General features: G+C 59.5%; 12 protein-coding genes. 4 read left to right on the forward strand and 8 right to left on the reverse strand.

The window, feature by feature from the left end; genetic code table 11:
* Window positions 1-26 precede the first annotated feature (26 nt).
* The gene (locus tag IRT44_RS15640) at window positions 27-185 is read left to right on the forward strand and encodes a hypothetical protein (RefSeq protein ID WP_171566764.1); all 159 of its coding nucleotides are present in this window, start codon (window positions 27-29) and stop codon (window positions 183-185) included.
* Window positions 186-191: 6 nt separating this feature from the next.
* Here the strand turns inward: IRT44_RS15640 and IRT44_RS15645 are convergent, their stop codons facing one another.
* The 4 genes from IRT44_RS15645 to IRT44_RS15660 all read right to left on the reverse strand — a co-directional run bounded on the left by IRT44_RS15645 (window position 192) and on the right by IRT44_RS15660 (window position 5,263).
* Window positions 192-1,082, reverse strand: a complete 891-nt coding sequence (locus tag IRT44_RS15645) for a nitrilase-related carbon-nitrogen hydrolase (RefSeq protein ID WP_171566763.1) — start codon at window positions 1,080-1,082, stop codon at window positions 192-194.
* A 19-nt stretch (window positions 1,083-1,101) separates the two neighbouring features.
* The gene (gene hydA / locus IRT44_RS15650) at window positions 1,102-2,487 is read right to left on the reverse strand and encodes a dihydropyrimidinase (RefSeq protein ID WP_212132514.1); all 1,386 of its coding nucleotides are present in this window, start codon (window positions 2,485-2,487) and stop codon (window positions 1,102-1,104) included.
* 94 nt (window positions 2,488-2,581) lie between these two features.
* Window positions 2,582-3,868: an NAD-dependent dihydropyrimidine dehydrogenase subunit PreA gene (preA, locus tag IRT44_RS15655; protein ID WP_230076957.1), complete on the reverse strand. Its 1,287-nt coding sequence runs from the start codon at window positions 3,866-3,868 to the stop codon at window positions 2,582-2,584.
* Between the two features lie 27 nt (window positions 3,869-3,895).
* Entirely contained in the window at window positions 3,896-5,263 is a 1,368-nt protein-coding gene (locus IRT44_RS15660; RefSeq protein WP_230076958.1) for an NAD(P)-dependent oxidoreductase, read from the reverse strand.
* 194 nt (window positions 5,264-5,457) lie between these two features.
* Here IRT44_RS15660 and IRT44_RS15665 point away from each other — a divergent pair, with 194 nt between their 5' ends.
* The gene (locus tag IRT44_RS15665; RefSeq protein ID WP_171566759.1) at window positions 5,458-6,000 is read left to right on the forward strand and encodes a hypothetical protein; all 543 of its coding nucleotides are present in this window, start codon (window positions 5,458-5,460) and stop codon (window positions 5,998-6,000) included.
* 9 nt (window positions 6,001-6,009) lie between these two features.
* A complete protein-coding gene (locus IRT44_RS15670; RefSeq protein WP_171566758.1) occupies window positions 6,010-6,423 on the forward strand; it encodes a hypothetical protein in 414 nt (137 codons plus the stop codon).
* A gap of 1 nt (window position 6,424) precedes the next feature.
* Here IRT44_RS15670 and IRT44_RS15675 read toward each other — a convergent pair whose 3' ends face one another.
* The 4 genes from IRT44_RS15675 to IRT44_RS15690 all read right to left on the reverse strand — a co-directional run bounded on the left by IRT44_RS15675 (window position 6,425) and on the right by IRT44_RS15690 (window position 11,827).
* Window positions 6,425-7,759 (reverse strand): hypothetical protein, encoded by a 1,335-nt coding sequence (locus tag IRT44_RS15675; protein ID WP_171566757.1) that lies wholly within the window; start codon window positions 7,757-7,759, stop codon window positions 6,425-6,427.
* Between the two features lie 99 nt (window positions 7,760-7,858).
* Complete coding sequence (locus IRT44_RS15680; RefSeq protein WP_230076959.1) at window positions 7,859-8,716, reverse strand: AraC family transcriptional regulator; 858 nt, start codon at window positions 8,714-8,716, stop codon at window positions 7,859-7,861.
* 219 nt (window positions 8,717-8,935) lie between these two features.
* Window positions 8,936-10,300, reverse strand: coding sequence for an aspartate aminotransferase family protein (locus IRT44_RS15685; protein ID WP_171566755.1), 1,365 nt, complete (start codon window positions 10,298-10,300; stop codon window positions 8,936-8,938).
* 18 nt (window positions 10,301-10,318) lie between these two features.
* Window positions 10,319-11,827 (reverse strand): CoA-acylating methylmalonate-semialdehyde dehydrogenase, encoded by a 1,509-nt coding sequence (locus tag IRT44_RS15690; protein ID WP_171566754.1) that lies wholly within the window; start codon window positions 11,825-11,827, stop codon window positions 10,319-10,321.
* Window positions 11,828-11,952: 125 nt separating this feature from the next.
* Between IRT44_RS15690 and IRT44_RS15695 the strand changes: the two genes are divergently transcribed.
* Window positions 11,953-12,642, forward strand: coding sequence for a PucR family transcriptional regulator ligand-binding domain-containing protein (locus tag IRT44_RS15695; protein ID WP_230076960.1), 690 nt, complete (start codon window positions 11,953-11,955; stop codon window positions 12,640-12,642).
* Window position 12,643: the final 1 nt, after the last annotated feature.

Here is a 12,643-nt window from a genome sequence, read left to right on the forward strand (position 1 = left end):
GCCCGCCTCCCCTTATCTGAACAATCATGAGGACACCATCGGCAGATGAAAACACCCTGCCCGGCGCGTCCGACGCGATTCGTCCGGCGGCATCTGCACCTGGCCGGGCGCAGGCTGACAGAGAAGGGCAGGGCGAGCAGGCCTGGCTGTCAGAAGCCTGCAGCATCGCCCTGCCGTATGGTTGATCCGCGTTACGGAAGGAGTTTGACCATGTCCTCGTACGTCTCCGGTCTGCGGTCGCGATAAAACTGCCAGGTATTGCGCACTTCATGGATCAGGTGTTTATCCATCACGGCGATGACCACTTCGTCCTGGTCGCGGCTGCCGATGGCGACAATTTGCCCGCGCGGATCGACGAGGTAGGACTGTCCGTAAAACTCGCCCATATTCCACGGGGGTTCCACCCCCACCCTGTTGATCGCCGCCACGTAGTATCCGTTGGCGACGGCGTGGGCGGGCTGCTCCAGCTTCCAGAGGTACTCGGAGAGACCGGCCACGGTGGCCGACGGGTTGAAGACGATCTCCGCCCCGTTCAGGCCGAGCAGCCGCGCCCCTTCGGGAAAATGGCGGTCGTAGCAGATGTAGACGCCCACCTTGGCAAACGCCGTGTCAAACACCGGGTACCCCAGATTGCCCGGTTTGAAGTAGTACTTTTCCCAAAATCCGCAGCCGTTACCGCCCGCCGCCACGTGCGGTATGTGCTGCTTGCGGTACTTGCCGAGGTACGTCCCGTCCGCGTCAATTACCGCTGCCGTGTTGTAGTAGGTCCCGATGCCCACCTTTTCGTACACGGGCAGAATGATTACCGTCCCCAGTTCGCGTGCCAACGACTGAAAGAGCTGCGTCGTCGGGCCGTCGGGCACTTCTTCGGCCGCCTCATACCACTTGGTGTTTTGTTCGGCGCAAAAATACGGGCCGAAGAAGATTTCCTGCAGACAGATGATCTGGGCTCCCTTTTCCGCCGCTTCGCGGACCATCCGCACGTGTTTTTCGATTGCCTTTTCCTTGTGGACGTGCACCGGTTCGTCCCCGTGCACGTCGTTTTTCGCCTGGATCAGCCCAATCGTCACCTTGTTTCCCATGCTGTCTTCCTCCTTCCTGTTACGGCCGTTCAAACGCGGCGCGCTTGATGAATTGTCCCGCACCCGCCTGGCCGACAAACTGCTTGTCACGTACAACAAACGCTCCCCGCGACAGGACAGAGACGATCTCGCCGTATACCTCCATGCCTTCAAACGGGTTGTAATCGACGTTCATGTGGTGGGTCTTCGCGGAGATCGTCCGTTTGACGCGCGGATCGAAGATGACGATGTCCGCGTCAGAACCCACGGCAATGGTGCCTTTTCTCGGGAACATCCCGAACAGTTTGGCCGCCTTTGTCGAGCAAACGTCGACGAACTGGTTCAGACTGATTCGCCCTTGACGGACGCCTTCGGAATAAAGGATGGTCAAGCGGTCCTCGATCAGCGGCCCGCCGTTGGGAATCTTCGTAAAGTCGTCCCGGCCCAGCTCTTTTTGGCCGATATAGTTGAATGAGCAGTGGTCCGATCCGACCGTCTGCAGGATGCCGTTTTTCAGCGCGTTCCACAGCACGTCCTGGTTCCACTTTTCGCGCAGCGGCGGTGACCAGACGTATTTGGCCCCTTCAAAACCAGGCTTTTCAAGGGCGGTGATGTCAAGCGCCAGATACTGCGGGCAGGTCTCGCCGAAGACGTTGAGTCCCCGTTCACGCGCTTCCGCGATTCGCTGCACGGCAGCCGCGCAGGAGACGTGGACGACGTACAGTTGGGCATCGGCCAAGGCGGTCAGTGCGATGGCCCGCCCGGTCGCTTCTCCTTCCGCTTCCGGCGGTCGGGTCAGGGCGTGGTAGATCGGCGCGGTATTTCCTTCCTTCAGCGCTTTCTTGGTCAGGTAGTCCAGCACGTCCCCGTTCTCTGCGTGCACCTGCACCAGCGCCCCCAGTTCTCTTGCGCGCACGAGCGTTTTAAACAGCGTCTCGTCGTCCGCCTGAAACACGTTTTTATAGGCCATAAACACTTTCAGCGAGGTGATGCCCTCGGTTGTGACCACGCTCTCCAACTCTTCCAGCACCTGGTCGTTCGCCTCGGCGATCATCAGGTGAAACCCGTAGTCGATGACGGCCTTGCCGCGCGCTTTTTCGTGCCAGGTGGCGATGGCCGAGCGAAGCGTCTCCCCTTTTTTCGTCAGGCAAAAGTCGATGATGGTGGTCGTGCCCCCGAACGCCGCTGCTTTGGTGCCGGTAAAAAAGTCGTCTGCCGTTACAGTCCCGCCAAACGGCATGTCGAGATGCGTGTGCGGATCAATCCCTCCTGGCAGGACGTAACAGCCGGTGGCGTCAATCTCCTCTGCGCCGTTCGCTTCCAGTTCGCTGCCGATGGCCGTGACCCTCTCCCCTTCAATCAAGACGTCCGCCCGGTAGGTATCGGCGGCTGTCACCACGGTGCCGCCGCGAATCACTTTTTTCATGCGCGCTTCCTCCCTTCCCCGCTCCATTGGCGTATGGGCACGGGCGCGTGCCCCCTGTCAGTACAAGCTATGCAAAAAGGCCTACCCGCATGACTTACTCGCAGCCTGTCCCGCAGTTTCCCTGGGCTGCCAACGCGGCCTGCCGCTGATTCCAGGAAAGCGGCGGCTGCCCCGTCGGCACCTCCACCATTTCGATCGTCCCCTCCACCGGACAGACGATCGAACAGAGGTTGCAGCCGACACAGTCCTCCTCCCTGACGACCAGTCTCTCCTTGCCGGACGCTTCATCCAAAACGATGTCGATGCATTGGTGCGACGTGTCTTCGCAGGCGATGTGGCACTTGTTGCAATGGATGCACGTCTCTTCGTTGATACGGGCGACCACCTTGTAGTTGAGATTGAGGTTGCCCCAGTCGGAGTAGGTGTGGACCGCTTTGCCGACGATGTCCATGACTGATTTGATGCCGCGCTGATCGAGGTAGTTGTTCAGCCCGTCGATCATGTCCTCGACGATGCGAAAACCGTGGTGCATCGCCGCTGTACACACTTGCACTCCCGTCGCTCCCATCAGCAAAAACTCGACGGCGTCACGCCAGGTGGAGATTCCGCCGATGCCGGAGATCGGGACATTTACCTTCGGATCGCGGGCGCACTCCGCCACCATGTTGAGGGCGATCGGTTTTACGGCCGGGCCGCAGTATCCGCCGTGCGCGCCTTTGCCGTCCACGTGCGGGATCGGCAGCCAGCTGTCCAGATCGACACCCATCAAGCTGTTGATCGTGTTGATCAGGCTGATGGCATCCGCTCCGCCTTCCACTGCCGCCCGAGCGGTATAGCGGATGTCGGTGATATTGGGCGTCAGCTTGACGATGACGGGGGTCTGCGCCACTTCCTTTACCCATTCCACCTGCTGGATGATCAGATCGGGGTGCTGACCGACCGCCGAGCCCATGCCCTGCTCCGCCATTCCATGCGGACAGCCGAAATTCAGCTCCAGTCCGTCCACACCGACAGCCTCCACTTTTTTCACAATCTCATGCCAGGCTTCCCGCTTGTTTTCCACCATCAGCGAAGCGATCAGTGCGTGTTTGGGAAATTTCTTTTTCGTCTCTTCGATCTCTTTCAGATTCACCTCGAGCGGACGATCCGTAATCAGCTCGATGTTGTTGAAGCCGATCATCCGCTGCCCGCCGACGTGCAGGCCGGCAAACCGGGAACTGACGTTGATAATCGGCTCACCCAACGTCTTCCACACCGCTCCGCCCCAGCCCGCCTCAAACGCCCGCTGGACCTGGTAGCCGGAGTTGGTTGGCGGCGCCGATGCCAGCCAGAACGGATTGGGGGATGAAATGCCCGCCAGGTTGATGCTGAGATCTGCCATGGTACTTCGCCTCCTTTTCTCCCTGCATCACGCCGGCTGCGCCTGACCGCTCAGCGCGGCGTGGATGGCGTGCGCGGCCCGTTTGCCGTGATTGGCGGCATCGACCACCATTGCATCCGTCTTGCCGCCTCCGAAGATCACATCTCCGGCAGCGTATACACGCGGATTGGACGTGCGGTAGGTGCCTTCCTCCACCTGGACGATCCCGTTCCGATGCGCCAGCCCGAACGCTTCGATCAAAGGCACGTGACGCTGCTGGCCGATCGCCTTTACCACAAAGTCCGTCTGAATGACAAACTGGCTGCCGGGAACCGGCACGGGCCGCTTCCGTCCCTTTTCATCCGGCTCGCCCAACTCCATCCGTATCAACTCCAGCCCGGTCACCCGGCCGTTTTCGCCCAGAATGCGGGTGGGGGCCACCAGCCAGCGGAATTCCACGCCCTCCTGCTTGGCGAACTCGTATTCAAACTGGTAACAGGTCATCTCCCGCTCTGTCCGCCGGTAGAGTATCCGGACGTTCGCGGCACCCAGCCGCTTTGAACAGGTGGCCGCGTCAATCGCCGTGTTGCCCGCGCCGATGACGACCACCTTTTTGCCGATCATCGCGTCCGTAAGCGGCTTGGTTTTCGTCTCCTCCACCAGGGAGATGGCGTCCAGCACGCCGTCCAAATCCTCTCCTTCGATGTGAAGCGGGGGGACCGCTCCCATCCCTACGGCGAGCAGGACCGAATCATACTGCTGCAGAAGTTCCTCGGGCTGTACGTCCTCGCCCACCCGGGTGTTGGTGACGAACGTCACGCCCATCGCCGCGACTTGTTCCGCCTCCCACAGCGGAATCTCCTGAGGGAGCCGAAACGAGACGATGCCGTACGTGTTGAGGCCGCCCGCTTTTTCCTTCGCCTCGTAGACGGTTACCTCATAACCCAGCCGCGCCAGCTCCCGCGCTGCCGACAGCCCTGCCGGCCCTGCACCGACAACGGCCACCCGTTTGCCGTTTTTCTCTCCGGCCTGAAACAGCACCGCTCCGTTTTTCATCGCCCAATCAGTGGCGTAACGCTGCAGGCGCCCGATCATGATGGGGTGAGACGCGTGATTCAACACACAGGCACCCTCGCACAGCACTTCGGTGGGACAGACGCGGGCACAGCTCGCGCCCACGGGATTGGCTTCCATGATCGTTCGGGCTGATCCGTACATATTGCCGGTCGCGATCTTTTTGATAAAGGAGGGAATGTCGATCGAGGTGGGACAGGCCTTGATACAGGGGGCGTCGTAGCAGTACAGGCAGCGGTTGGCTTCGTCGATTGCTTCTTTCGGCTTCAGCGCCGGGACCACTTCCCGGAATCGGTGTTCCAGTTCCGCTCGCGCAGCCGCTGGTTCATGATGGACGCTCATCTTCCAACAACCTCCTCACACGTTTTTTCCACCTGGCAGGTGCTTGCTATTAATCAATGTGGGAAATGACAGTTTTATGATCGTTTCATCGCGGTTTCCGGTAGCTTGCCACTGAAATCAATTCAACCCGGATGGCATGAATGGTTTCAGCGGTGAATACGCTGTTACCAAAACGTGGAAGGGATGAAGCGGGCATGAAGGATTACGACCTGCTGATCGCCCGGCTCCGCCGCCAAATCGCAGAGGCGACCGAACAACTTAAGCAGTTGGAAGCGGAGCGGGCCGCGTACGAAGAACAGCGCCGCCGCCGCAGCGCGTACCTGTCCTCGCGGGAAATCCTCGATCTGCTCGCCGCCCGGCACGGACGGATGGGCAGCATGGCGACGATCAAACGCTGGGCGGATGAAGGACACCTCGGCGCCGTCATCGACGAGCGGGAAGCCTTCCCCCTGCTCACCGGGAAACAGGGCAACAAGCGGTTTCTCTACCCACGCGAGGACGTGTTTCGCTTTTTGTATGAAAAGGGATTGTTGACGCCGGCGTACGATGTGCTGGACCGTGTCCGGATCACGCGGGGAACGCAGCAGGAATGGGCAGTGGTCATCTCGGCAGAGCTGGCGGTGGATCGTTTTCTATACACGGTGCAGGTGGAAAGCAGCGGCGAAGTGGTGAGCGGAATCCCGGAAGCGGACCTGCTCCCGCCGGAACATCCTGCTTCCCGCCTGCCTGTCTCGTAAGGAGGAACTATGGAACTGGCTGTCGTCACGCTGGCCAATACGCCGGAAAATCAGGAGCGCTCGCGGCAAATCCGCGATTTTCACAAAAAAAAGGGGCAGCCCCTCGCCATCCGGTTCAGCGAGGAACTGACCCATATCGTTTTGGAAGCGCCGTGCCTGTATTTGCCCGACCGGAAGCTGCTCGGCACCGATGCGGTAGTGGACGGCAGCGGCCGGCAGTGCTCCGGCCATTACGAGATTCACCCCCGCAGCAAAGGAAAGACCATCAATCTGCACCTGGATTCCGAACTGGCTGCGGAGCTGGAGCAAATCCGCGCCCGCGTCGGCAGCAAGACCCAGCATGACGTGATTCTCGACATGGTCATCCGCGGGATGAAGGCGTATCTGGCCGAGCAGGACAAAGGTCGCGGCGAACAAAACTAGATTACTTGTACTCTCCTTTCAGGTACTGGTAAAACGGCTGATCCACCCAGAACTGGTAGCTGGAGATCGTAACCGCCGGGTTGATTTTCTTCAGCCCGCCGATGACCTGTTGTGACTGTTCACTCAAGGTGAACGTCTGGGCGATGAATCGGCCGTCCTTCAGCACGTGGTTGGTGATCACCGGATACCCCTCCAGCTCTGTCAGCGAATAGTAGAGCGGCTGCCACCAGGAACCTTTCAACAGGCCGGTCACGTCTTCCTGGTTGCGTTTGGCGTATCGGAGAATGAGCGGCTCAAAGCGCTGCTTCTCCTCGACGCTGGCAAATTCAAAGCTCAGGTCGTACTCTTTGGCGTAGGCGATGTGGTTGCCGTTCTCTATCGGCACCACACGGTAATCCTCCGTCTGGACCGGTTCTCCCCACTCTTTCAGATAGACGAATGCGGACGTTTTCGGCTCCAGCTGCACCCTGGCCTGAATGCCCTCGCTGCGCAGGAGGCCGATCAGCTGGATGGCGTGAACGATGTCGCTGTGGCCGTAAGTGATGGTGCGCTCCGGAGCAAAATGGGGATCAAACCGCGTGTCTTTCAAGTTATAGCCGGTGATCAGGTTTTGCTTGAGCGCTTCGTCCACGACTTTTTGCAGGTCTTCGGCCCGGATGATCTGCGACTCATTCCAGGCTTGGACCAGCTTCCCTATGATGTCGTCATCGCTCAGATACCCGAGCGCGTTCTGGCTTTGACCGTGAAATTCGGCGACTTTGCCGAGGAGTTGATACGCCAGATCCGCCGTCGTGGCGGCATTCGCTGTTACGCCCGTCAGCGCGTCGGGGGCGACCAGTCCGCTGTCCAATGCGGCCGCCAATTCCTGTGCCGCCTGATGCGGGACGACGCCGTTCTTCGTATAGGTCCATCCCGCCTTTTTCCAGGCAGCAGCCACTTTTTCCTCGGTATAGGTGTAGGCCAGTTCCTTCAGTTCGGCCGCCTTCACGGCCGCGCTGAGCGCTTCCCAAACGGGCAGTTTGCCGGCATCAGCTGTGCCTTGCGGGAACAGCGACGGAATCGACGGTGGTGCTTCCGTTAGACCGGAAGCCGTCCCCAAAATGCTGCCCAACGCGGCAGCAAACTGAGCGGGCGTGACTTCGCCAGACAGCTTGACGCCGTACTGTCGTTCGATGTAAGCAGCCCACTCGTTTGTAACGGTTTTGGCCGGTGTCGATTGGACGACAGCTGCGACAGGCGGGACGGCGGGTGTGGCCCATACGGCTGTGGGCATGCCGATCGCGGCGAGCAGGGCGGCTGATGCCGCCGCATGAATCAGGGGACGAGACTTGGACATGGCAAATCCTCCTTGTAACGTTATGAAATAACCTATTAATCCTGTTTGTTTACTTTGATTTATGATTGAGCATAACGTTACCATCCTGACCGCGGCGTGTCAAGATTGTCTTCGTACGACCGGAATCCACAGCTCGTTTCTCTTCTCTTCGACTGGCAGATAACATTCGATTGCGGGCAAATCAGCCAGATCATAGGCGGAGGCGGGAAGCCACTCCGTGTAGAGACGTTTCCAGATATCCTGCATACCGTCCGGGGAGCCGGGCACCTCAAACACGGCCCACGTCGCTGCCGGAACGTTCATTTTGACCATGCCGTCTGGCGGCAGTTGGTCAGACACAATCGCCATGATATAGTCAAATGCTTCGCTCCTGCCCCATTCTCCATTCGCACAGACCCCCAGGATTCCGCACATCGGGTGGTTTGCCTTGCGCATCTCCCATAGTTTTTCAAAAATTCCCCGCTCACCTGCATCCTTCCAGATGCCGGGCACCGTGTGAAACGCCTGTTCCGTGTTGACGCGCTCTTTCCAGCCGACCAGGGAAAATCCGCCGACGTCCTCGATCCTGTAGCTCATTTCCACAGCGCCTTTGATTGAAAATTGAAAGGATATGCGCGGAAAGGCCTTCAGTCTTGTCCCGGCGCTGCGTGCAGCCGTCGGCGTCGTGCCGTGCAGGTTTTGAAACGCCCGGGCAAATGCCTCGGGCGAATCATAGCCGTACTTGAGGGCAAGATCCACGACTTTGATCCGGCTGTTTTGCAGTTCAAATGCCGCCAAGGTGAGACGCCGTCTCCTGATGTATTCCGACAGCGATACTTCGGCCATGAAAGAAAACATGCGTTGAAAGTGGTACGCAGAGCAGCAGGCCACTTTGGCCGCTTCCGCGTAATCAATCTCGTCGGCAAGATGATCTTCGATGTAACGAATCGCCTCATTCATTCGTTTGACCCAATCCATTCTCACGCCATCCTTTTGGTATGTATGTTAACCCAATCGCAAACGCAACGCCTTGCATTTTGTGCACAAGATTGCAAGGTCATCCCGCATCACTTCCACTTCGCCGCTGTTTTTCCTGCAAAAAAACGGCACCGTTTTCCCAGGGGGCCGGGCTGGAAAGGCCGCGCTGCCCGCGGGAAACAGTGCCGTATCGCTTTTATCGAGAATTTTGTGCCTGTACTAGGCCAATTCCTCAAACGCTTCCCGCAGGACGCGGGCGATGAAATCAAGGTCGTCGCTGGTCGTGGAGAACGGCGGGGAGAGCGTCAGGATGTTGTTGTAGCCGGGAACCGTGTCCCCGTTGCGGCCGATGATCAGGCCGCGCTGCTTACAGGCGGCGATCACCCTGGTCAGCTTGTCGGGGGCGGCCGGTTCCTTGGTGTCCCGATTCTCCACCATTTCAATGCCCATCAGGAAGCCGAAGCTGCGGATGTCGCCCACATGCGGGTGATTCTCCAGGAACGCAAGCTTTTCCCGCAGTTCCACGCCGAGCCGTTCCGCCTTTTCGATCAGCTTTTCTTCTTCCATGATCTCCAGGTTTTTCAATGCCACTGCACAGGCCGCGGGATTGCCGCCAAAGGTGTTGACGTGGCGGAAGTGCAGGTTTACCCCCTGTTCGTTGAACTTGTCGGCGATGTCTGCCCGTACCGCCGTCGCTGATAACGGCAAATAGGCGCTGGTGATCCCTTTGGCCATCGTCACGATGTCCGGCTTGACGCCGAAGTTCTGGTGGCCGAATTTCCGCCCGGAACGGCCAAAGCCGCAGATCACTTCGTCCACGATCAAGAGAACACCGTATTTGTCGCAGATTTCCCGCACTTTCGGCAGGTACTCCGGCGGAGGAACGATCACGCCGCCGCCGGTGATCACCGGCTCCATGATGACGCCGGCCACGGTCTCCGCCCCTTCCCAGTTGATCACCTCGTCATAGACCTGCGCGCACTCCAGGCTGCAACTGCCGTACGATTTGCCGAACGGACAGCGGTAGCAGTACGGCGGCGAGACGTGCAGAAAGCCTGGCGCCAGCGGCTCGTATTTATGCTTGCGGATCGACTGGCCGGTCGCCGCCAACGCTCCCATCGTATTGCCGTGATAGGCGCGATGGCGGGATATGAACTTGTACCGGCCGGGCTGGCCGTTTTGGTGGTGGTACTGTCGGGCGATTTTGAACGCCACTTCGTTCGCTTCCGATCCGCTGTTGGAAAAGAAGACGCGGTACTCGCCGCCCAGCCATTCGCTCACTTTTTCCGAGAGCTTGATCGCCGGCACGTGGCTTTGCGTCAGCGGGAAATAGGCGAGCGATTTCAACTGCTCGTAGGCCGCCTGCGCCAGTTCCTCCCGACCGTACCCGATGTTGACGCACCACAGGCCGGACATCCCGTCCAGATACCGGTTGCCGTCGATATCGGTCACCCAGGAACCGCTCGCTCCGGTGACGATCATCGGGTTGGGGTTGTACGGGGACATGTGGTGCCACATGTGGGCCCGGTCCTTTGCCAACAGCTCTTCCTTGTCAAGGATTTGCGTCCGCTGCTCTTGAGTCATCTGCCGTTCCTCCTTTCGTTATTTCACAAACACTTTCTGCGATCCGATGGCGGTATCGCCGTCGTCAAACCAGCGGGACGTCACCGTCTTTTTCTTGGTGAAAAACTCGACGCCGTCCTTGCCGTTGGCGTGCAGGTCGCCGTAGAACGAATGCTTCCAGCCGGAGAAGGCAAAGAAGCCCATCGGCGCCGGAACGCCCACGTTGACACCGACCATGCCGGCCTCGACGCGCTGGACGAACTCCCGCCCCCATTTGCCGTTGTTGGTGTAAATGGTGGCACCGTTGCCGAAACGCGACTTGCTGATGACCGCCAGCCCCTCTTCAAAATCGCGGACCCGCAGCACGCTTAACACCGGCGCAAAAATCTCGTCGCGGACGATGACCATTTCCGCATCCGCGTGGTCGAAGATGGTCGGACCGAGGAAAAAGCCCTCCCGTTTGGCCTTGGCGTCTTCCCGGCCGTCCCGGACCAGACGGGCACCGGCAGCGATCCCTTTCTCGATGTAGCCGTGCACTTTTTCCAGATGAGCCGGCCGGATGACTGGCCCCAGATCGACGCCCGGCTCCAGTCCGTTGCCCATCTTCAGCGCGTCGGACTCTTCGACCAGGTATTGAATCAGCTCGTCGGCGATCTCCTCCACCGCGACGACGACACTGGCCGCCATACAGCGCTCCCCTGCACAGCCAAATGCTGAGCTGACAATCGTTTTGGCGGCGCGGCGCAGGTCGGTGTCAGGCATGACGAGATGATGGTTTTTCGCGCCGGCCAGCGCCTGCACCCGTTTGCCGTGAGCAGAAGCCGTTTTGTAGACGTACTCCGCGACGGGCTGGGAACCGACGAACGAAATGGCTTTCACATCCGGATGCTCCAGCAGGCCGTTGACGACGTCGTGAGCGCCGTTGACCACGTTGAACACCCCGTCCGGCAGGCCCGCTTCCTTCAGCAGTTCGGCAATCCGGATGCAGGAGAGCGGCGTGCGCTCGGACGGTTTCAGCACAAAGGTGTTGCCCGCTGTAATGGCAATCGGGTACATCCACATCGGCACCATCAGCGGGAAGTTGAACGGCGTGATGCCGGCCACGACGCCCAGCGGAAAGCGGATTACCTGACAGTCGATGCCCTTGGCAATGTTGGGCAGCGACTCGCTCATCAACAGCGTCGGCATCCCGGCGGCAAACTCCACCATCTCAATCCCGCGCAGCAGTTCGGCGTGCGCCTCGGGCAGGTTCTTTCCGTTTTCCAGCGTGATCATCCGCGCCAGTTCGTCCTGGTTTTCCCACAGCAAATGCTGGAAGCGAAACATGATGCGCGCCCGCTCCACCACCGGGGTCTCGCTCCAGGCGGGAAACGCCGCCTTGGCTGCCTGGACAGCCTTGTCCACGTCGTCTTTGGTCGACAGCGGGACGCGCGACAAAAGCTCGCCTGTCGCCGGATTGGGGATGTCCTCGTAACGGTCGGACTGGGACTGCACCCACTCGCCGGCGATGTAGTTCTTCAGCATGGGCCCTACGGTCGTCGTACTCATTGCTTCAACTCCTTACAATTTGTTTGATAGTTCCATCTTATCTGAATTTTTCACACGACATCACTAGACAAACTGCAAGTAGTTGGGTAGTATTCATCATACATACTGTCAAGAGGAGGAAAAGCATGAACAGCGACTGGCGTCTTACCGTGGCCGATGTCATCAGACGGCCGCTGTTTTGCGATGCGGAGGTGGTGGCCGGCAGCCGCGGGTTGTCCCGTCCCATCCGCTGGGTCCACGTGCTGGAATCGGCCGACACCTGTCAGTTCCTCAACGGCGGCGAACTGATCCTGTCCACCGGCCTTGGATTCGGCGAGGCCAAAGAGAAACGGCTGGCCTATCTGTCCGAGCTGATTCGCCGCAAAGCGGTCGGCCTCTGTATCGAGCTGGGCGCCTATATCCCGCACGTGCCGGATGACATGCTGGAACTGGCCGACCATCACGATTTTCCCCTGATCGTGTTCCACCAACCTGTACGATTCGTCGACATCACGCTCGATCTCCATGAACATCTGATCAACCGGCAGATGCAGGCGCTGCGCAATCTGGAGTCTTACTCGCGCGGCCTGCAGCGTTTGAGCCTGCAGACGCAGGGCATTTCCAGGATGCTGCAGCATTTTCAGGCGGCCGTGGGAACACAGGTGTTTTTGTACACACCGGAAGCGCCTCCGCAATTTGTGCCGTCGCTCCCGCAGACCGTTCAGAGCGAACTTGCGTCCATGATGCGCTCCGCCTTTCCCGCTGTTCCCTCGGCGGAGGGGGAAATGGCGTCCTCGCCCTGTCCGACAAAAAGCGCATCGTCTACCAGCCGGTGAC

It is taken from the genome of Brevibacillus sedimenti (assembly GCF_020923495.1).
GTDB lineage: Bacteria > Bacillota > Bacilli > Brevibacillales > Brevibacillaceae > Brevibacillus > Brevibacillus aydinogluensis.

What these genes read in the sequence shown, in the direction of transcription:
- IRT44_RS15640 (WP_171566764.1), top strand. Translation starts at nt 27, where the DNA reads ATGAGGACACCATCGGCAGATGAAAACACCCTGCCCGGCGCGTCCGAC.
- IRT44_RS15645 (WP_171566763.1), bottom strand. Translation starts at nt 1,082, where the DNA reads ATGGGAAACAAGGTGACGATTGGGCTGATCCAGGCGAAAAACGACGTG.
- hydA (WP_212132514.1), bottom strand. Translation starts at nt 2,487, where the DNA reads ATGAAAAAAGTGATTCGCGGCGGCACCGTGGTGACAGCCGCCGATACC.
- preA (WP_230076957.1), bottom strand. Translation starts at nt 3,868, where the DNA reads ATGGCAGATCTCAGCATCAACCTGGCGGGCATTTCATCCCCCAATCCG.
- IRT44_RS15660 (WP_230076958.1), bottom strand. Translation starts at nt 5,263, where the DNA reads ATGAGCGTCCATCATGAACCAGCGGCTGCGCGAGCGGAACTGGAACAC.
- IRT44_RS15665 (WP_171566759.1), top strand. Translation starts at nt 5,458, where the DNA reads ATGAAGGATTACGACCTGCTGATCGCCCGGCTCCGCCGCCAAATCGCA.
- IRT44_RS15670 (WP_171566758.1), top strand. Translation starts at nt 6,010, where the DNA reads ATGGAACTGGCTGTCGTCACGCTGGCCAATACGCCGGAAAATCAGGAG.
- IRT44_RS15675 (WP_171566757.1), bottom strand. Translation starts at nt 7,759, where the DNA reads ATGTCCAAGTCTCGTCCCCTGATTCATGCGGCGGCATCAGCCGCCCTG.
- IRT44_RS15680 (WP_230076959.1), bottom strand. Translation starts at nt 8,716, where the DNA reads ATGGATTGGGTCAAACGAATGAATGAGGCGATTCGTTACATCGAAGAT.
- IRT44_RS15685 (WP_171566755.1), bottom strand. Translation starts at nt 10,300, where the DNA reads ATGACTCAAGAGCAGCGGACGCAAATCCTTGACAAGGAAGAGCTGTTG.
- IRT44_RS15690 (WP_171566754.1), bottom strand. Translation starts at nt 11,827, where the DNA reads ATGAGTACGACGACCGTAGGGCCCATGCTGAAGAACTACATCGCCGGC.
- IRT44_RS15695 (WP_230076960.1), top strand. Translation starts at nt 11,953, where the DNA reads ATGAACAGCGACTGGCGTCTTACCGTGGCCGATGTCATCAGACGGCCG.